Consider the following 16,192-nt stretch of genomic DNA (forward strand, 5'->3'; position numbering starts at 1 on the left):
ATGGCGGACGAGACCGGGCACATGCCGCGTCGTCCGTCGCGCATCCTCAAGGCGACGATGTGGTCGCTGCAGGGGCTGCGCGCGGCCTGGCTGCACGAGTCCTCGTTCCGCCTCGAGGTCTACCTGCTCGTGCCGATGGCGCCGCTGGCACTGTGGCTGGGCCAGAACGGAGTCGAGCGCGCGCTGCTGCTGGGCAGCTGCCTGCTGGTGCTGGCGGTGGAGCTGCTGAACTCCGCGATCGAGGCGGTGATCGAGCGCTTCGGATCCGAATACCACGAACTGTCGGGGCGGGCCAAGGACATGGGGTCCGCCGCGGTGTTCGTGACCATGTTGAACGTACTGCTGGTGTGGGGGCTGGTCCTGGCGCCCCGCTGGCTGCAGTGACCTGAAAGGAAAGTCGAGATGCTGGCGATGTTGAGCGATCCGCAAGTGTGGATCCTGCTGTTGACCCTGAGCACGATCGAGATCGTGCTGGGCATCGACAACCTGGTGTTCATCTCGATCGCGGTCAGCAAGCTGCCGGTGGAGAAGCGCGAGTTCGCGCGCAAGTTCGGCATCGCCGTCGCCTGCATCACCCGCATCATGCTGCTGCTGACCCTGGCCTGGCTGGCCAGCCTGACCAGCGACCTGTTCGTGCTGCTGGGCCACGGCATCTCGGTGCGCGACCTGGTGCTGATCCTCGGCGGCGTGTTCCTGCTGGTGAAGGGCGCGCTGGAGATCCGGGAGCTCGTGGGCGGCTCCGACCACGACGCGTCGCCGCCGGCCAAGGCGGCAGCGTCGTTCGGCGGCGTGATCGCGCAGATCGCGGTGATCGACATCGTGTTCTCGCTCGATTCGGTGATCGCCGCCGTGGGCATGGCCGGCGAGTACGTGCCGGTGATGGTGGCGGCGATCCTGGTCGCGGTCTCGGTGATGCTGCTCGCCGCGCGCCCGCTCGGCCAGTTCATCGACGCCAACCCCACGGTCAAGATGCTGGCCCTGGCCTTCATCGTGCTGATCGGCGCCTACCTGCTGCTCGAGGGCTTCGACGTGCACATCCCGAAGGGCTACATCTACGGCTCGATGGGCTTCTCGGTGCTGGTGGAGGTGCTCAACCTGTGGGCCAAGCGCAACGCCCGCCTGCGGGGCGAGACCTACTGAGGGGCTGCGGCCGGCCGCGCCGCGCAGGCCGGCCGGGCGCGCGTCGGGCACAATAGGGCACGGCCGGCCAAGGAACGCGACGCTCCATGATCCACCTGCACCAGATCGATCCCATCGCGATCCAGTTCCCCGCGTTCGAGCTGTTCGGGCGCACGTTCCAGCCCGCGATCCACTGGTACGGGATCATGTACCTGCTGGCGTTCGCGACCGCGTGGTGGCTGGGACGGCGGCGGATCGCGGCCGGGCGGCTGCCCGGCGTCGACGCCAACGGCTTCGGCGACCTGCTGTTCTACGGGATGCTGGGCGTCGTGCTCGGCGGACGCATCGGCTACGTGCTGTTCTACGCGCTGCCCGAGTTCCTGCGCGAGCCGCTGATGATCGTCCGGGTCTGGGACGGCGGGATGAGCTTCCACGGCGGCCTGCTGGGCGTGCTGGTCGGGGCGTGGATCTGGGCGCGGCGGCAGCGCCTGCATTTCTTCGACGTGATGGACTTCGTGGCGCCGCTGGTGCCGCCGGGGCTGGGCTTTGGCCGGATCGGCAACTACATCGGAGCCGAGCTCTGGGGCAAGTACACCCAGGCCGGATGGGGCGTGGTGTTTCCCACCGACCCGCAGCTCGCCGGCCGCAGCGCCGAGCAGCTCCAGGCCGAGTTCGCCGCCGGCGCGCTGGATGCGTTCGCGCGCCATCCCTCGCAGCTCTACCAGGCCTTCCTCGAGGGCCTGGTGATGTTCATCGTGCTGTGGTGGTACTCGTCCCGGCCGCGCCCGCGTTACGCGCTCAGCGGCCTGTTCGCGCTGCTCTACGGGGTGTTCCGCTTCGCGGTGGAATTCGTGCGCGTGCCCGACGCCGACATCGGCTACATCGCGTTCGGCTGGCTGACCATGGGCCAACTGCTGTCGCTGCCGCTGGTCGCACTCGGCGCGTACCTGCTCTGGCGCTCGCACCGTTCGCCGACCCTGCAGCCGACGGCGGCCGGAGGCGCGGCATGAGGCAGTACCTCGACCTCCTGCGCCACGTGCTCGAGCATGGCACGGAAAAGTCCGACCGGACCGGCACCGGCACCCGCAGCGTGTTCGGCTGGCAGATGCGTTTCGACCTGCGCGAAGGCTTCCCGCTGGTCACCACCAAGAAGCTGCACCTGCGATCGATCATCCACGAACTGCTGTGGTTCCTGAAGGGCGAGACCAACATCGCCTACCTCCGCGACAACAAGGTCACGATCTGGGACGAGTGGGCCGACGGGCAGGGCGAACTCGGCCCGGTGTACGGCAAGCAGTGGCGGCGCTGGGCCGCCGCCGACGGCAGCGAGATCGACCAGATCCGCTGGGTGGTCGAGGAGATCAGGCGCAATCCCGATTCGCGCCGGCTCGTGGTCAGTGCCTGGAACGTGGCCGACCTGCCGGAGATGGCGCTGATGCCGTGCCACACGATGTTCCAGTTCTACGTCGCCGATGGCCGGCTGAGCTGCCAGCTCTACCAGCGCAGCGGCGACATCTTCCTCGGGGTGCCGTTCAACATCGCCAGCTACGCGTTGCTGACCCACATGGTGGCGCAGGTGACGGGGCTGGGCGTGGGCGACTTCGTCCACACCCTCGGCGACGCGCACCTGTACTCGAACCACTTCGAGCAGGCGCGCGAGCAGCTTTCGCGCGACCCGCGCCCGCTGCCCGCGCTGCGCCTGAACCCGGAGGTGCGCGAGATCTTCGACTTCCGCTTCGAGGACATCGCGATCGACGGCTACGATCCGCATCCGGCGATCCGCGCGCCGGTGGCGGTGTGAGCGCATGCCGCGTGTCGTCCTGATCGTCGCCCACGACCGCGCCCGCGCCATCGGCCGCGGCAACGCGCTGCCCTGGCACCTGCCCGACGACCTGAAGCGGTTCAAGGCGCTGACCCTGGGCAAGCCGGTGCTGATGGGGCGCAGGACCGCCGAGTCGATCGGCCGTGCCCTGCCCGGGCGGACCAACCTCGTGCTGACGCGGAGCGGCCGCGCGCCGGTCGGCGGCATGCAGCCGGTGGCGTCGCTCGACGAGGCGCTGGCGCTGGCAGGCGCGCAGGACGCGGGCGAGCTGTGCGTGATCGGCGGCGGCGAGGTCTACGCGCTCGCGCTGCCGCGCGCGGACCGCCTGCAGGTCACCCTGGTCGACACCATCGTCGAGGGCGCCGACGCGTTCTTCCCGGCGCTGGACGGCGGATGGCGCGAGGTCGCGCGCGAGCACCACGCGGCGGACGCGCGCCACACGTTCGCGTTCGATTTCGTGGAGCTCGAGCGCGTGCGCTCCGGCGCGGGCTGATTCAGGGCTTGCCGGCCACGTCTCGTCCGGGCACCTGCACGATCCGCAGGTCTTCCGAATCGAGCTGCAGCGCAGTCAAGCGCCCGCCCCATACGGCACCGGTGTCGAGCGCATGCACGCCGAGGCCGATGAACAGGCCCAGGGTGGACCAGTGGCCGCAGACGATCTTCAGGTCGCGTTCGACCCGTCCGGGCACCTCGAACCAGGGATACAGCCCCGGTGCCTGGGTCCCCGGCGCGCCTTTCTCCTCGAACGCGATGCGCCCGCGCGGCGAGCAGTAGCGCATGCGGGTGAACACGTTGATGATCGCCCGGTCGCGGTCGGTGCCGGCCAGGCGCGGCGACCATGCCGGCCGGTCGCCGTACATGTTGCGCAGCAGTTTCTGCGCGCCGCCCCCGGCGAGCCTGCGCTCGACCTCGCGCGCGTACTGTTCGGCCGCCTGGGTGGTCCACTTCGGCGCCAGGCCCGCGTGCACCATCAGCCACCCGAGGCTCCGGTCGGCGTGCACCAGGGGCTGCGACCGCAGCCAGTCGAGCAGTTCCTGGCGATCCTCCGCGAACAGCACCCGCTGCAGGTCCGGGTTGACTTTGCGCTGCTCGGCCTCGGACCGTTGCGCGATCGCCAGCAGCGACAGGTCGTGGTTGCCGAGCACGGTCACCGCCTGCGCGCGCAGCGAATGCACCAGGCGCAGGGTCTCGAGCGATTCGCCGCCGCGATTGACCAGGTCGCCGCAGAACCAGAGCCGGTCGCGGGCCGGATCGAAACGGATCGCGTCCAGCAGCCGGCGCGTGGGTCCGTAGCAGCCCTGCAGGTCACCGATCGCCCAGACGGCCATGCCCTGCGACCCCTCAGTGCAGCGTGCGCGGCGCGGCGAGGGTGAACGGCGGGATGGGCGCGTCGAAGCGGGTGCCGTCGTCGCCGAGCATGTCGTAACTGCCTTCCATCGTGCCCACGGCGGTGGGCAGGGTGGCGCCGGAGGTGTAGACGAACTGCTCGCCCGGCTCCAGCCGCGGCTGCTCGCCGACCACGCCGTCGCCGTGGACCTCCTCGACCCGGCCGTTGGCGTCGGTGATCACCCAGTGGCGCGCGACCAGCTTGGCCGGCAGCCGGCCGAGGTTGCGGATCCGGATCGTGTACGCGAACACGTACAGGTCGTCCTCGGGCGCGGATTCCTCGTCCAGGAACCGGGTCGCGATCTGGATCTCCAGGCTGTAGTCGGCCGTCTCGTTCATTGCCCGAAGTGTATGCGCCCGGCCGTGAACGCGGCCATCCCGCGGCGGAGACGCCGCCGTCACGGGCGCCCGCGCCTACGCCGCCGGCGGGGTATTGGCCAGGCGCACGAAGCCGGACACGGGGACCTGCTCGGCCCGCGCCTGGGGATCGAGGCCGGCGGCCCGGATCGTGGCCTCGTCGCACAGCCGCGACAGGGCATTGCGCAGGGTCTTGCGCCGCTGGCCGAAGGCGTCGCGGACGATCGCCGCGAAGCGCGCCGGGTCGACGATGCCGACGCTGGCCGGCGGGCGCGGCACCAGCCTCACCACCGCCGAATCGACCTTGGGCGGCGGCCGGAACGCACCCGGGCCGACGGTGAACAGGGCGGTGACCTCGCACCAGGCCTGGAGCATCACGCTCAGCCGCCCGTAGGTCTTGCTGCCGGGGCCGGCGGCCATGCGGTCGACCACTTCCTTCTGCAGCATGAAATGCATGTCGCGGATCGCCGCGGCGTGGTCCAGGGCGTGGAACAGGATCGGCGAGGACAGGTTGTAGGGCAGGTTGCCGACCAGGCGCAGCGGCGTGCCGTCGGCGAGGGCGGTGAAATCGACGTCGAGCACGTCCGAATGGATCAGGGTCAGCTCGCCGTGGACGCGCGCGGCCGCCGCGAGCGGCTCGAGCAGGTCGCGGTCGAACTCGATCGCGGTCAGGCTGCCGTGGCGGTCGAGCAGGGGAAAGGTCATCGCGCCCTGGCCCGGGCCGATCTCGACCAGGCGGTCGCCCGGCTTCGGGTCCACGGCCAGGATGATCTTCTCGATCACCTCGCGCTCGTGCAGGAAATGCTGGCCGAGCGACTTCTTCGCCGGTCGGGTGAACCCGCTCACAGCAGCCGCGTCCCCAGGGGCACCTCGCGGTCCGGCACGCACAGCGCGACCCGGCCGGCCTCGTCGTGGAAGCCGGTGACCAGGCACTGCGACATCAGCGGGCCGATCTGCTTGGGCGGGAAGTTGACCACGCCCACCACCAGCCGTCCGACGAGCTCCTCCGGGGTGTACAGGGCGGTCACCTGGGCGCTCGACTTGCGCACCCCGATGTCCGGGCCGAAGTCGACCTCGAGCACGTAGGCCGGCTCGCGCGCCTGTTCGAAGACGCGCGCCGAGACGATCCGGCCCACGCGCAGGTCCACGCGCATGAAGTCGTCCCAGGTGATGGTGGCTGCATCGGTCACGGGCGTCGCTCCTTCCGGCCAGCGGCGAGCCGGGTGCAGGTCGAAATGGCGGCGAACAGGCTCGACGGATCCGCGCGGCCGCTGCCGGCCAGGTCCAGCGCGGTCCCGTGGTCCACCGCCACCCGCGGGTAGGGCAGTCCCAGGGTCAGGTTCACTGCCTGCTCGAAACCGCTGTACTTGAGTACGGGCAGGCCCTGGTCGTGGTACATCGCCAGCACCGCGTCGACCTCGCGCAGGCGCGCGGGCAGGAACGCGGTGTCGGCAGGCAGCGGCCCGTCCAGGCGCAGGCCCTCGGCGCGCAGGCGCGCCAGCACGGGCTCGATCACCTCCATTTCCTCGCGGCCCAGGTGCCCGGCCTCGCCCGCGTGGGGATTGAGGCCGAGCACGGCGATGCGGGGCGAGTCGATGCCGAAGCCCTCGCGCATCGCGGCCTCCACGATCCGCAGCGTGCGCTCCAGCCCCGCCGCGGTAATCGCGTCGGCGACCGCGCGCAGCGGCAGGTGGGTGGTGGCGAGCGCGACCCGGACGACGTCGTTGGCCAGCATCATCACCACGTCGCAGCCGGCCCGCGCGGCGAGCAGCTCGGTGGTGCCGGTGTAGGCGATGCCGCCGAGGTTGATCGTGGCCTTGTGGACCGGACCTGTGACCAGGCCGTCGCAGGCACCGGCCAGGCAGTCGTCGGCCGCGCGCGCGAGCGCTTCGACCACGGCGGCGGCGTTGCGCGGGTCCGGGGCGCCCGGGGGGCAGGCGACCGCATTCGGGATCCCGACCAGGCGCAGTTGGCCCGGCGCCGGGCAAGGGGCGTCGGGGGGCAGCAGTTCCAGGGGCAGGCCGAGGCGGTCGGCGGCTTCGACCAGGGTGCGGCCGTCGCCATAGGCCACCAGGTCCGCGTCCCAGGCGCGCTGGGCCGCGCGCACGCACAGCTCCGGCCCCACGCCGGCCGGCTCTCCCGGGACCAGCGCCAGGCGCGGGCGCGCCATGTCAGCCGCCGGCGGAGTTGCCGAGGCGGATGTCGACGTAGGCCTCGCCGCGCATTTCGCGCAAGTAGCGGTCCCACTCGTCCTCGAGCTTGCGCTGGCCGATCGACTCGCGCACCTGGGCGCGCCGGTTCTCGTCGTCGACGCTGGCCTGGCGGGTGCCGACCCGCTGCACGATGTGCCAGCCGGCCTGGGTGCGGAACGGCGCGGACACCTGGCCATCGGCGAGCGCCGCGACCTGGCCGCCGAACTCGGGGCCGAACTCGTCCTCGGTGAACCAGCCCAGGTCGCCGCCGGCGTCGCGGCTCATGGTGTCGTCGGAGCTCTCGCGCGCCACGGCCTCGAAATCCGCGCCGCCGGCGATGCGCGCGCGCAGGCCGTCGATGCGGGCCTTGGCCTCGCTGTCGCCCGCGGGGCCCTCGGCCGGTCGCACCAGGATGTGGCGCGCGTGGTACTGGGTGACCGTCGGGCCGGAGGCCGCGGCATCGCGCACGTCCACCAGCTGCAGCAGCTGGAAACCGCTCGGGCCGCGGATCGGGCCGATCACCTCGCCGGGCGACATCGACCGGATCGCGTTGGCGAAGGCCACCGGCACCTCGTCCAGGGTGCGCCAGCCGAGGTTGCCGCCCTCGAGCGCGTTCGGGCTGTCGGAGTAGCGCACCGCCGCAGCCGCGAAATCCATCTCGCCGCGGTCGATCAGGCCCTTGATGCCGTCGATCTTCTGCTGGCCGATGGCGATCTGCTCGGGCGTGGCGCCCTCCGGCAGGGCGACCAGGATGTGCGCCAGCTGGTACTGGCGGGCACCTGCGCGCGCGGCCAGCGCGGCGTCGACCTCGGCGTCGCTCACGCTGATCCGGCTCTGCGCGAAGCGCTGGCGCAGGCGCTGGATCATGATCTCGTCGCGCAGCGAGGCGCGGAAGTCCTCGATCGACATGCCTTCCAGCGCCAGCTGCTGGCGCAGCTGGTCGGGCGAGAGGTTGTTCTGCTGGGCGATCGCGTTGATCGCGCTGTCGACCTCGGCGTCGCCCACGCGCACGCCGGTCTCGGCCGCGCGCGTGGTCTGCAGTTTCATCAGGATCAGGCGTTCGAGCACCTGGCGTTCGAGCACCTGGCGCGGCGGCAGCTGGTTCTGGCGGTCGGCGTACTGGGCGAGGATGTTGGCCACCGCCCGGTTGAGTTCGCTCTGCAGGATCACGTCCTCGTCCACCACCGCGACGATGCGCTCCAGCGGCTGGACCTGTTGCGCGAGGGCGGAGGCCGCGAACAGCAGTGCGGCGCACAGGAAGGCGATGCGGGTCTTCATGGCAGGAAGTCGTCGGCAGGCTGGTCGTCGTCGTCCACGCTGCCCTGCAGCTCCGACGGCGGGACGAGGTAGAGGTCGTCTCGGTGATAGCCGAGGATAGCACGGCGCAGCCGGCTCCGGTTGTCCGGACCGGCCGAGCCCAGGCCCTTGAGCTCGATCTCGAGCTGGATCGAGTCGTTCATCTCGCCACGGGTGTTGCGCAGGTAGCGGCGGGCCACCAGGCGCGCCGCCACGCAGCAGCTTTCCCACTGCACGCCGGCGATGCCCTCGAGCACCTGGTTGTGCTGCAGCGAGTAGTAATAGCGGCCGACCACCGACCACGCCTGGTTGATCGGGTACAGGAACGACAGGTCCACCTGCTCGAGCAGGTCGGTCTGGCGCAGCGCGCTTCTACGATAGCGGTAGGCGAAGTTGATGATGCCGTCGTCGCCGACCAGGTAGCGGGTGCGGATGGTGGCCAGGTCCTCGCGGCGGGTGGTCGGATTCCACTGGTAGGAGGCGCCGACCGTCCAGCGGTCGTTGACGGCGTAGCTCCCGTCCACCACCCAGGCCGATTCGCCCTTGCTGATCGGCGCCTCGTTGCCGAGCGTGATCCGGGCGTCCTCGAAGTAGCGGATCTGGCCGGCGCTGAGCGAGAGCTTCTCGCGGCCGTCGGACTCGCGGATCAGGCGCGTGCTCAGCGCCACCGTGAGCTGGTTCGCGTCGCCCTGGCGGTCGCCGCCCGAGTAGCGGTTGTCGCGGAACAGCTGGCCCCAGCTGAAGGTCATCGGCCGGGTGTCGAACAGCGGGAAGTCGTCCTGGTCGCGGTAAGGCACGTTGAGGTAGAACAGCCGCGGCTCGAGCGTGTGCAGGTACCGTTCGCCGCGGAAGCGGGTCTCGCGGTCGAAGAACAGGCCCGCGTCCAGCGATGCCATCGGGTGGCTCGCGGAGGGCGACTCGTCATCGGTGCCGAAACCCTCGTCGAGGCGGTACTGGACGTGGCGCAGCGCGAGCGTCGGCCGGACGAACCAGCTCGAGCCTTCCAGGGGCATGCTCACCCACGGCTTGAGGAACAGGCGGCTGCCGCCCGGCTTGGTCTCGGTGCCGTTGGGTCGCGTCTCGTTGTCGATGTGGGTGAAGCGCGTCGCCTCGGCGTCCACGCCCGCGACCAGCCAGCCGTCGAAGGGCTGTTCCCACGAGAAGGATGCCCGTGGCAGGCGGTTGTAGGGCAGCCTGCTCTCGTCGATGGTGTAGTCGGCCAGATGCCGGTACTGGCCTTCGATCAGGGCGCTCCAATGCCGTCCCCGCCCGTAGAGGCCGACCGTGCTCTTGAGCGAGGACACCGATGCTCCTTCGATGCTGCTGCTCGCGTCCTCGATCCAGCGCGGGTCGCTGAGCCAGTGCAGCCGCGCACGGGCGCGCCAATTGCGATTGAACCGGTGTACTCCGGAATAGCGGAACGCGCCGCGGTCCTCCCTGCGACGGTTCTCTTCGATCGGGACCTCGTCGATTTCGCGCTCGCGGTCGCGCCAGGTCAGGTCATCCGACGGCAGCAGCTGCAGGTCGAAGGTGCCGCGCCCGCCCGGGTACAGGTAGCGGAACTCGGTCCCGAGCTGCAGGCCGCGCTTGCTCATCCAGCGCGGTTCCAGGGTGAGGTCGTAGTTTGGCGCCAGGTTGAAATAGACCGGCTGCGTGTAGTCGAAGCCATTGCGGCTGGACACGCCGATGTTGGGATAGAGCAGGCCGGTGCGGCGGCGGTCGTCGATCGGGAACGCCAGCCACGGCACGTACAGTACCGGCACCTTGCCGATGCGCAGGGTGGCGTTGCGGGCCACGCCGGTGCCTTCCTCGGTGTCGACGTCGATGCGCTGCGCGCGCAGTTCCCACCAGCGCTGGCTGGGAGGGCAGGTCGAGTACGTGGACTCGAACATCCGGCCCCTGGAGTCCTGCATCTCGATGCGCTCGGCACCACCGTTGCCGCGGCGCTCTGTCAGCTGGTAGCTGACGTTGTCGATGCGGTGCGAATCGGTGTTCTGGTCGCCCTCGAGGCGGTCGGCCACCACGCGCATCCCCGAATCCTGGTAGCGCACGTTGCCGGTGGCGACGTAGGTGCCGGTCTCCTGCGAGAACTCGATGCTGTCGGTACCCAGGAACTGGTCGCCCCGGCGCAGCGTCACGTTGCCGGTGACGTTGTAGATGCCGCCGTCCATGCCGATGGTCTGGTCGCCCTGGATGTCGGTGGGCAGGCTGTCGCGGTCGGCGGGAGCGCCGACCGGCGGCTGCGCGTCGGGGAACAGCGGGACGGCGTCCTCGACCGGGCACAGCGACCAGTCGACCGGGATGTCGTCATCCGCATGGGCCGCCAGCGACATCGCGATGCAGATCGGCAGGGGCAACAGGCGGAATGCTGGACGCACGCGGCAGGATCCCGGGGGGCGGAAAGGCCGCTAGCTTGCCGGAACCCCCGTGCAGCGGCAATGCAGATGGCAACCGCGGTTCATGCTGCGGGGAGGGTTGACGCCGCAACGTTCACCGTGGCCCGGTCCCCGCGTCGGCCTCCAGCAGCGCGGCGACATGGGCGACCGCGCCCTCGGCCAGCGCCCCGAGGTGGTAGCCGCCCTCGAGCATCGACACGATCCGGCCCTGGGCGTGGTGCGCGGCCTCCCGCATGAGCTCCCCGGTCAGCCAGCCGAAGTCGGCCGGTTCGAGGTCGAACTGGGCCATCGGGTCGCGGCGGTCGCCGTCGAACCCGGCCGACACCAGCACCAGTTGCGGTTCGAACGACCGGAGCGCCGGCAGCAGCTCCTCGCGCCAGGCCTGGCGGAACGCCCCGCCGCCGGCGCCGGCCGGCAGCGGCATGTTCACGACGTTGCCGGCGCCGCGCTCGTTGCCGGCGCCCGACCACGGATAGATACCGGCCTGGTGGGTACTCAGGTACAGCACCCGCGGGTCGTGCTCGAAGATGGCCTGGGTGCCGTTGCCGTGGTGGACGTCGAAGTCGATGATCGCCACCCGGCCGAGGCCGAAGCGGTCGAGCGCGTGCGCGGCGGACACGGCGATGTTGTTGAACAGGCAGAATCCCATCGCCGCGTCGACCGTGGCGTGGTGCCCGGGCGGACGTACCGCGCAGAACGCGACGTCGGTTTCCCCGTGCATGACCGCGTCGACCGCCGCCACGCCGGCGCCCGCTGCGCGAAGCGCCGCCTCGGGCGAGCCGGGCGAGACCACGGTATCGGGGTCGAGGTGGAGCGTGCCGTGCGGGGGCGGGCTCAGGACCGTGGCCAGCAGGCGTTCGTCGTGCACCCGCAGCAGCTGGCCGCGGGTGGCGCGCGGGGCCTCGATCCATTCGATGCCGGGGAACGCGTCGTGCACCGCCTCGAGCACCGAGCCCAGCCGGTCCGCGCACTCGGGATGTTCCAGGCCGGTGTCGTGGTCCAGGCAGGCCGGGTGCGTGTAGCCGAGCAGGCGGGCCATGGCCTAGCGTCTCTGGTGCTGCCAGAGCACTTCGCCGTGCCCGTCGTGGCGCGCCAGCGCCCGGGCGAGCACGAACAGCAGGTCGGACAGGCGGTTGAGGTAGCGGACCGCCTGCGGCCGCACCGCTTCCTGGCGCGCAAGCGCCACGGCGGCGCGTTCGGCGCGGCGCACCACGGTGCGCGCGACATGGCAGCGCGCCGCGGCCTCGCCCCCGCCGGGCAGGATGAAGTCCTTCAGCGGGGGCAGCGTGTCGTTGTGGTGGTCGAGCCACGCTTCCAGGCGCTCGACGTCGGCGTCGTGGATCGCAGCGTGGCCGGGGATGCAGAGCTCGCCGCCGAGGTCGAACAGCTGGTGCTGGATCGCGGTCAGCTGTTCGCGCACGTCGTCGGGCAGCGTCGCGGCGAGCAGCAGGCCGATGCTCGAGTTGGCCTCGTCGACGGTGCCGTAGGCCTCCACCCGCGCCGAGTCCTTGGCGACCCGGCTGCCGTCGCCCAGCCCGGTACTGCCGTCGTCGCCGGTCCGGGTGTAGATCTTCGACAGCCGGTTGCCCATGGCGGCGTGGCGCCGCTCAGACGGTTTGCGCGCGCAGCACCGGCAGGCGGCTGCGCAGCAGGGCGAAGCCGCCGAACAGCAGGGCCGAGTAGGCCAGCGTGCTGATGAGCGTGGTCTTGAAGAACGGCAGCGCGGCGACGTAGCAGGGCACCAGGCCCGCGCTGCAGGCCGGGTAGCCGGGCACCGCGAAGGCGGTGACCCAGACCGCGAAATTGCTGACCAGGAAGAACAGCACCGAGCCGGCGAGCGCGTAGCCCAGCACGCGGCCGCCCGTGACCCGGCCGCGCAGGCCGAAGGCCAGGGCGACGGTGGCGAGCACGCACAGGTAGTTGGCGGCCAGGCTCGGCAGGTAGGCGGCCGAGGTCAGGTAGTCGAGGTAGACGGCGCCGCGCGCCAGGCCCAGGCCCAGGTCCGACACCACCATCGCCAGCACCGGCACCAGCACGGCCATGCGGCGGCTGGCGAAATAGGCGCCACCGAACAGGGCGATCGCCTCGATCGGGGCGAAGTTGGGCGGCAGCGGCAGCCAGCGCGACATCGCGGCCAGCAGGATCATCGCCGCCAGCACGAGCGGGCCGGGTGCGAGGGAGATGGCGGAAGCGGGTCGGGTCATGGCGGATCGTCGTTGCGTGAGGGATCAGGCGCATTCTAACCGCAGCCCCGGCCGGGGGGAGGCGGGGCGAGCCGGTATCATCGGCGCATGCACGCAGACGTCCACCAGGTGGTGATCATCGGCGGCGGCCTGGTGGGCGCCAGCCTCGCCATCGCCCTCGATCGCGCCGGCGTCGGCGCCACCCTGGTCGAGACCACGCCGGCAGGCGCCTTGCCCGCGGTGTTCGACCAGCGCAACCTGAGCTTCGCCGAGGCCAGCGTCAACGCGCTCACGGCGCTGGGGGTGCTGCAGCACCTGCGAATCCCGGCGGGCGCGATCCGCCGCATCCACGCCAGCCGCGAGGGCGACTTCGGCCGGGTGCTGCTCGACGCCCGCGACTACGGACGCGAGGCCTTCGGCCAGGTGGTGGTCGCGCGCGATTTCGGCGATGCGCTGGAAGCGCGCCTGTCGTCGACCAGCCGCGTGCGCCGGCTGCGCCCGGCGCGCTTCGTGGGTCTCGGGGCCTGCACGGACGGGATCCGCGAGGTGCGCCTGGCGGGAGAGGCCGGCGAGTCCACCCTGCGCGCGCGCCTGGTGGTGGCGGCGGACGGAACCGACAGCGTGGTGCGCGCGGCCCTGGGGATCGCCGCGGAGGTGCACGATTACCGCCAGCACCTGTTCGTGGCCCGGGTGCGTGCGCAGCGGGCTCCGGACGGGACCGCGTGGGAACGCCTGCGCGCGGACGGCCCGACCGCCCTGCTGCCGCGCGGCGACGGGGCCCATGGCCTGGTCCACGGCGTGGCCGCGGACGACGCCGACGCCGTGGCCCGGCTGGACGAGGCCGGCTTCCTGGCCCGGGTCCAGGGCGCCCTGGGCTGGCGCGCCGGACGCCTGCTCGAGGCCGGTCCGCGCAGCGCCTATCCGCTGCGGCGGGTGGTGGCCGACCGCACCATCGCGCAGCGCGCGGTCCTGGTGGGCAACGCCGCCCAGACCATCCATCCGATCGGCGCCCAGGGGTTCAACCTCGGGCTGCGCGACGCGCTGACCCTCGCCGAACTGCTGGCGGAGGCGGAGGACCCCGGCAGCGACGCCGTGCTGGAGGCCCACGCCGCGCGGCGCGCGGACGACCGCGAGCGCACCCTCGCGTTTTCAGATGGACTGGCGCGCCTGACGTCCAACGACGCGCCGCTGTTGCGGCCGCTGCGCAGCCTCGGCCTGCTGGCCCTGGACCGGGTGCCGACGCTGCAGGCCCTGCTGGCGGGCGGCGCGATGGGTTACCGTGGCGACGTGCCCGCGCTGTGCCGCGGGGTGGCGGCATGAGGCGGCGCGAACCCCACGACGTGGCGGTGGTCGGGGGCGGCGTGGTCGGCGCGGCCTGCGCGCTCGCGCTGGCCCGCCAGGGACTGGACGTGCGCCTGCTGGAGGCCAGGCGGCCGCCGCCGTGGTCGGCCGCGGAGCCCGACCTGCGCGTGTACGCGCTCGCTCCGGACAACGTGGCGCTGCTCGACTCGCTCGGCGCCTGGGCCGACGTGCGCGACGCGCGCGCCCAGGCTTACCGGCGCATGGAGGTCTGGGATGCGGGTGGCGGCGATCCGATCGTGTTCGACGCCGACGCGCTCGCCCGGCCGCAGCTCGGCTGGATCGTCGAGAACGGTCTGCTGGTGGACGTGCTGTGGCGCGCGCTGGACCGCGCCGGCGTGCGCGTGTCCTGCCCGGCGCGCGTCGAGGCGCTGGAACAAGGCGAGGAGTCCGCGCTGCTGCGCCTGGAGGACGGGACCACCGTGGCCGCGCGCGTCGCGGTCGCCGCCGACGGCGCGGCCTCCCCGCTGCGGCGCATGGCCGGGATCGGCGCCGACGGCCACGACTACGGCCAACAGGGCATCGTCGGCTACGTGCGCCCTGCGCAGCCGCACCAGGACACCGCGTGGCAGCGTTTCCTGCCGACCGGACCGCTGGCCCTGCTGCCCTGGGCGGACGGCATGTGTTCGATCGTCTGGACCCTGCCGGCCGACGAAGCGGCGCGCGTGCTGGCCCTGGACGACGCTGCGTTCGCCCGCGAGATCACGATCGCCTTCGACGCCAGGCTCGGAGACATCCGCCCGGTGGGCCGCCGGGCCGGCTTCCCGCTGCGGCGCCAGCTCAGCGACGCCCAGCACGCCGGCCGGGTGCTGGTGGTGGGCGATGCGGCGCACGCGGTGCACCCGCTGGCGGGGCAGGGCGTGAACCTGGGCCTGCGCGACGTCGCTGCGCTGCGCGACCTGGTCGCCGATGCCCGCGGCCGCGGCAGCGCGTGGGACGCGCCGCACCGCCTGGCGCGCTGGGCGCGCGCGCGGCGCAGCGACAGCGCGGTGGCGGCCTATGCCTTCGAGGGTCTCAACCTGCTGTTCTCGAACGATGCGCCGGTGCCGACCCTGCTGCGCGGGCACCTGCTCGGCCTGGCCGGGCGGCTGCCGCCGCTGGTCGACCTGTTCTGGCGCCGCGCGGCCGGCGCCTAGGCGGCCGCGTCGGCGGACGGCGGCCGGCGCAGCCGCTGGAACAGCGCCACGCAGCCGACCGCCAGCGCGCCCGCGACCACGCCGACCACGACGTTCATCAGCATCGGCGTGATCGCGCCGAGCACGACGCCGATGCCGGGCACGGCCGCCGCGTCGAGCGCCTGGTGTTCGACCCATTCCGACACGGCGTGGAAGCCGTGCACCAGGATGCCGCCGCCGACCAGGAACATCGCCGCGGTGCCGGCGATCGCAAGTCCCTTCATCAGCCACGGCGCGGCGCGCAGGATCGCGGTCCCGATCGCGCGCGTGGCCGCGCCGGTCGACCGGTTGAGGTAGAGGCCGAAGTCGTCGAGCTTCACGATCGCGGCCACCAGCCCGTACACGCCGACGGTCATCAGCACCGCGATGCCGGCGAGCACGCCCAGCTGGACCGGGAAATCCTTCCCGGCGACGGTGCCGAGCGAGATCACGATGATCTCCGCCGAGAGGATGAAGTCGGTGCGGATGGCACCCTTGACCTTGTCCTTCTCGCGCGCCAGCAGGTCGGCGTCCGAGGCCGCCAGTGCCTGCAGGTGCGCCGCGTGGTGCGCGGCTTCCCGTTCGCGGGCGAAGAACTTGTGCCACACCTTCTCCACGCCCTCGTAGCAGAGGAACAGGCCGCCGGCCATCAGCAGCGGGGTCACCGCCCACGGCAGGAAGGCGCTGATCGCCAGTGCGGCCGGGACCAGGATCGCCTTGTTGACCATCGAGCCCTTGGCGACCGCCCAGACCACGGGCAGCTCGCGCGCGGCGCGCACGCCGCTGACCTGCTCGGCGTTGAGCGCGAGGTCGTCGCCGAGCACGCCGGCGGTCTTCTTCGCCGCGACCTTGGTCATCGCCGCCACGTCGTCGAGGATCGTGGCGATGTCGTCGAGCAGGACGAGGAGGCTGGAGGCCATGGGCGGGC

17 protein-coding genes and 1 pseudogene are annotated in these 16,192 nt (G+C 72.0%); 7 read left to right on the forward strand and 11 right to left on the reverse strand.

The window, feature by feature from the left end; all coding sequences use genetic code 11:
• The 5 genes from LUTJ29_RS0113510 to LUTJ29_RS0113530 all read left to right on the forward strand — a co-directional run bounded on the left by LUTJ29_RS0113510 (nt 1) and on the right by LUTJ29_RS0113530 (nt 3,434).
• Nucleotides 1-384: a diacylglycerol kinase gene (locus tag LUTJ29_RS0113510; RefSeq protein WP_027072983.1), complete on the forward strand. Its 384-nt coding sequence runs from the start codon at nt 1-3 to the stop codon at nt 382-384.
• An 18-nt stretch (nt 385-402) separates the two neighbouring features.
• Nucleotides 403-1,140: a TerC family protein gene (locus LUTJ29_RS0113515; protein WP_027072984.1), complete on the forward strand. Its 738-nt coding sequence runs from the start codon at nt 403-405 to the stop codon at nt 1,138-1,140.
• An 86-nt stretch (nt 1,141-1,226) separates the two neighbouring features.
• Nucleotides 1,227-2,129 carry a prolipoprotein diacylglyceryl transferase gene (lgt, locus tag LUTJ29_RS0113520; RefSeq protein WP_027072985.1) on the forward strand — a complete coding sequence of 301 codons (903 nt, stop codon included), beginning with the start codon at nt 1,227-1,229 and terminating at the stop codon, nt 2,127-2,129.
• Nucleotides 2,126-2,920 (forward strand): thymidylate synthase, encoded by a 795-nt coding sequence (locus tag LUTJ29_RS0113525; RefSeq protein ID WP_027072986.1) that lies wholly within the window; start codon nt 2,126-2,128, stop codon nt 2,918-2,920. Before lgt ends, LUTJ29_RS0113525 begins: the two co-directional genes overlap by 4 nt.
• Nucleotides 2,921-2,924: 4 nt before the next feature.
• Nucleotides 2,925-3,434 carry a dihydrofolate reductase gene (locus LUTJ29_RS0113530; protein WP_027072987.1) on the forward strand — a complete coding sequence of 170 codons (510 nt, stop codon included), beginning with the start codon at nt 2,925-2,927 and terminating at the stop codon, nt 3,432-3,434.
• A 16-nt stretch (nt 3,435-3,450) separates the two neighbouring features.
• On the opposite strand, the pseudogene LUTJ29_RS17525 reads toward LUTJ29_RS0113530, so the two are convergent.
• The 10 genes and pseudogenes from LUTJ29_RS17525 to LUTJ29_RS0113580 form a co-directional block, all read right to left on the reverse strand.
• A pseudogene (locus tag LUTJ29_RS17525) lies at nt 3,451-4,269 on the reverse strand (symmetrical bis(5'-nucleosyl)-tetraphosphatase); the annotation flags it as partial.
• A gap of 13 nt (nt 4,270-4,282) precedes the next feature.
• On the reverse strand, nt 4,283-4,666 hold the full coding sequence (apaG, locus tag LUTJ29_RS0113540; protein ID WP_027072988.1) for a Co2+/Mg2+ efflux protein ApaG: 384 nt from the start codon (nt 4,664-4,666) through the stop codon (nt 4,283-4,285).
• Between the two features lie 75 nt (nt 4,667-4,741).
• Complete coding sequence (gene rsmA, locus LUTJ29_RS0113545) at nt 4,742-5,530, reverse strand: 16S rRNA (adenine(1518)-N(6)/adenine(1519)-N(6))-dimethyltransferase RsmA (RefSeq protein ID WP_027072989.1); 789 nt, start codon at nt 5,528-5,530, stop codon at nt 4,742-4,744.
• Nucleotides 5,527-5,838, reverse strand: a complete 312-nt coding sequence (locus LUTJ29_RS0113550; RefSeq protein ID WP_043741525.1) for a tRNA-binding protein — start codon at nt 5,836-5,838, stop codon at nt 5,527-5,529. The genes rsmA and LUTJ29_RS0113550 overlap by 4 nt, the downstream gene beginning before the upstream one ends.
• Before the next feature lie 32 nt (nt 5,839-5,870).
• Complete coding sequence (gene pdxA / locus LUTJ29_RS0113555; protein ID WP_027072991.1) at nt 5,871-6,854, reverse strand: 4-hydroxythreonine-4-phosphate dehydrogenase PdxA; 984 nt, start codon at nt 6,852-6,854, stop codon at nt 5,871-5,873.
• 1 nt (nt 6,855) lies between these two features.
• The gene (locus LUTJ29_RS0113560; protein ID WP_027072992.1) at nt 6,856-8,154 is read right to left on the reverse strand and encodes a peptidylprolyl isomerase; all 1,299 of its coding nucleotides are present in this window, start codon (nt 8,152-8,154) and stop codon (nt 6,856-6,858) included.
• The gene (gene lptD / locus LUTJ29_RS0113565; protein ID WP_027072993.1) at nt 8,151-10,550 is read right to left on the reverse strand and encodes an LPS-assembly protein LptD; all 2,400 of its coding nucleotides are present in this window, start codon (nt 10,548-10,550) and stop codon (nt 8,151-8,153) included. The genes LUTJ29_RS0113560 and lptD overlap by 4 nt, the downstream gene beginning before the upstream one ends.
• Nucleotides 10,551-10,662: 112 nt before the next feature.
• Nucleotides 10,663-11,598, reverse strand: coding sequence for a histone deacetylase family protein (locus LUTJ29_RS0113570; RefSeq protein ID WP_027072994.1), 936 nt, complete (start codon nt 11,596-11,598; stop codon nt 10,663-10,665).
• A 12-nt stretch (nt 11,599-11,610) separates the two neighbouring features.
• Nucleotides 11,611-12,159: a cob(I)yrinic acid a,c-diamide adenosyltransferase gene (locus LUTJ29_RS0113575; RefSeq protein WP_027072995.1), complete on the reverse strand. Its 549-nt coding sequence runs from the start codon at nt 12,157-12,159 to the stop codon at nt 11,611-11,613.
• Nucleotides 12,160-12,175: 16 nt separating this feature from the next.
• Complete coding sequence (locus tag LUTJ29_RS0113580; RefSeq protein ID WP_051323022.1) at nt 12,176-12,772, reverse strand: DUF6580 family putative transport protein; 597 nt, start codon at nt 12,770-12,772, stop codon at nt 12,176-12,178.
• An 87-nt stretch (nt 12,773-12,859) separates the two neighbouring features.
• Here LUTJ29_RS0113580 and ubiH point away from each other — a divergent pair, with 87 nt between their 5' ends.
• Both ubiH and LUTJ29_RS0113590 read left to right on the forward strand, forming a co-directional pair.
• Nucleotides 12,860-14,071, forward strand: a complete 1,212-nt coding sequence (gene ubiH, locus LUTJ29_RS0113585) for a 2-octaprenyl-6-methoxyphenyl hydroxylase (RefSeq protein WP_043741491.1) — start codon at nt 12,860-12,862, stop codon at nt 14,069-14,071.
• Entirely contained in the window at nt 14,068-15,246 is a 1,179-nt protein-coding gene (locus LUTJ29_RS0113590; RefSeq protein WP_027072998.1) for an FAD-dependent oxidoreductase, read from the forward strand. Before ubiH ends, LUTJ29_RS0113590 begins: the two co-directional genes overlap by 4 nt.
• Here the strand turns inward: LUTJ29_RS0113590 and LUTJ29_RS0113595 are convergent.
• On the reverse strand, nt 15,243-16,184 hold the full coding sequence (locus LUTJ29_RS0113595; RefSeq protein ID WP_027072999.1) for a DUF808 domain-containing protein: 942 nt from the start codon (nt 16,182-16,184) through the stop codon (nt 15,243-15,245). The two genes, LUTJ29_RS0113590 and LUTJ29_RS0113595, sit on opposite strands and share 4 nt — an antisense overlap.
• Nucleotides 16,185-16,192: the final 8 nt, after the last annotated feature.

The organism is Luteimonas sp. J29, from assembly GCF_000472505.1.
Classification (GTDB): Bacteria; Pseudomonadota; Gammaproteobacteria; order Xanthomonadales; family Xanthomonadaceae; genus Luteimonas.

What these genes read in the sequence shown, in the direction of transcription:
- LUTJ29_RS0113510 (WP_027072983.1), top strand. Translation starts at nt 1, where the DNA reads ATGGCGGACGAGACCGGGCACATGCCGCGTCGTCCGTCGCGCATCCTC.
- LUTJ29_RS0113515 (WP_027072984.1), top strand. Translation starts at nt 403, where the DNA reads ATGCTGGCGATGTTGAGCGATCCGCAAGTGTGGATCCTGCTGTTGACC.
- lgt (WP_027072985.1), top strand. Translation starts at nt 1,227, where the DNA reads ATGATCCACCTGCACCAGATCGATCCCATCGCGATCCAGTTCCCCGCG.
- LUTJ29_RS0113525 (WP_027072986.1), top strand. Translation starts at nt 2,126, where the DNA reads ATGAGGCAGTACCTCGACCTCCTGCGCCACGTGCTCGAGCATGGCACG.
- LUTJ29_RS0113530 (WP_027072987.1), top strand. Translation starts at nt 2,925, where the DNA reads ATGCCGCGTGTCGTCCTGATCGTCGCCCACGACCGCGCCCGCGCCATC.
- apaG (WP_027072988.1), bottom strand. Translation starts at nt 4,666, where the DNA reads ATGAACGAGACGGCCGACTACAGCCTGGAGATCCAGATCGCGACCCGG.
- LUTJ29_RS0113550 (WP_043741525.1), bottom strand. Translation starts at nt 5,838, where the DNA reads ATGCGCGTGGACCTGCGCGTGGGCCGGATCGTCTCGGCGCGCGTCTTC.
- pdxA (WP_027072991.1), bottom strand. Translation starts at nt 6,854, where the DNA reads ATGGCGCGCCCGCGCCTGGCGCTGGTCCCGGGAGAGCCGGCCGGCGTG.
- LUTJ29_RS0113560 (WP_027072992.1), bottom strand. Translation starts at nt 8,154, where the DNA reads ATGAAGACCCGCATCGCCTTCCTGTGCGCCGCACTGCTGTTCGCGGCC.
- LUTJ29_RS0113575 (WP_027072995.1), bottom strand. Translation starts at nt 12,159, where the DNA reads ATGGGCAACCGGCTGTCGAAGATCTACACCCGGACCGGCGACGACGGC.
- LUTJ29_RS0113580 (WP_051323022.1), bottom strand. Translation starts at nt 12,772, where the DNA reads ATGACCCGACCCGCTTCCGCCATCTCCCTCGCACCCGGCCCGCTCGTG.
- ubiH (WP_043741491.1), top strand. Translation starts at nt 12,860, where the DNA reads ATGCACGCAGACGTCCACCAGGTGGTGATCATCGGCGGCGGCCTGGTG.
- LUTJ29_RS0113590 (WP_027072998.1), top strand. Translation starts at nt 14,068, where the DNA reads ATGAGGCGGCGCGAACCCCACGACGTGGCGGTGGTCGGGGGCGGCGTG.
- LUTJ29_RS0113595 (WP_027072999.1), bottom strand. Translation starts at nt 16,184, where the DNA reads ATGGCCTCCAGCCTCCTCGTCCTGCTCGACGACATCGCCACGATCCTC.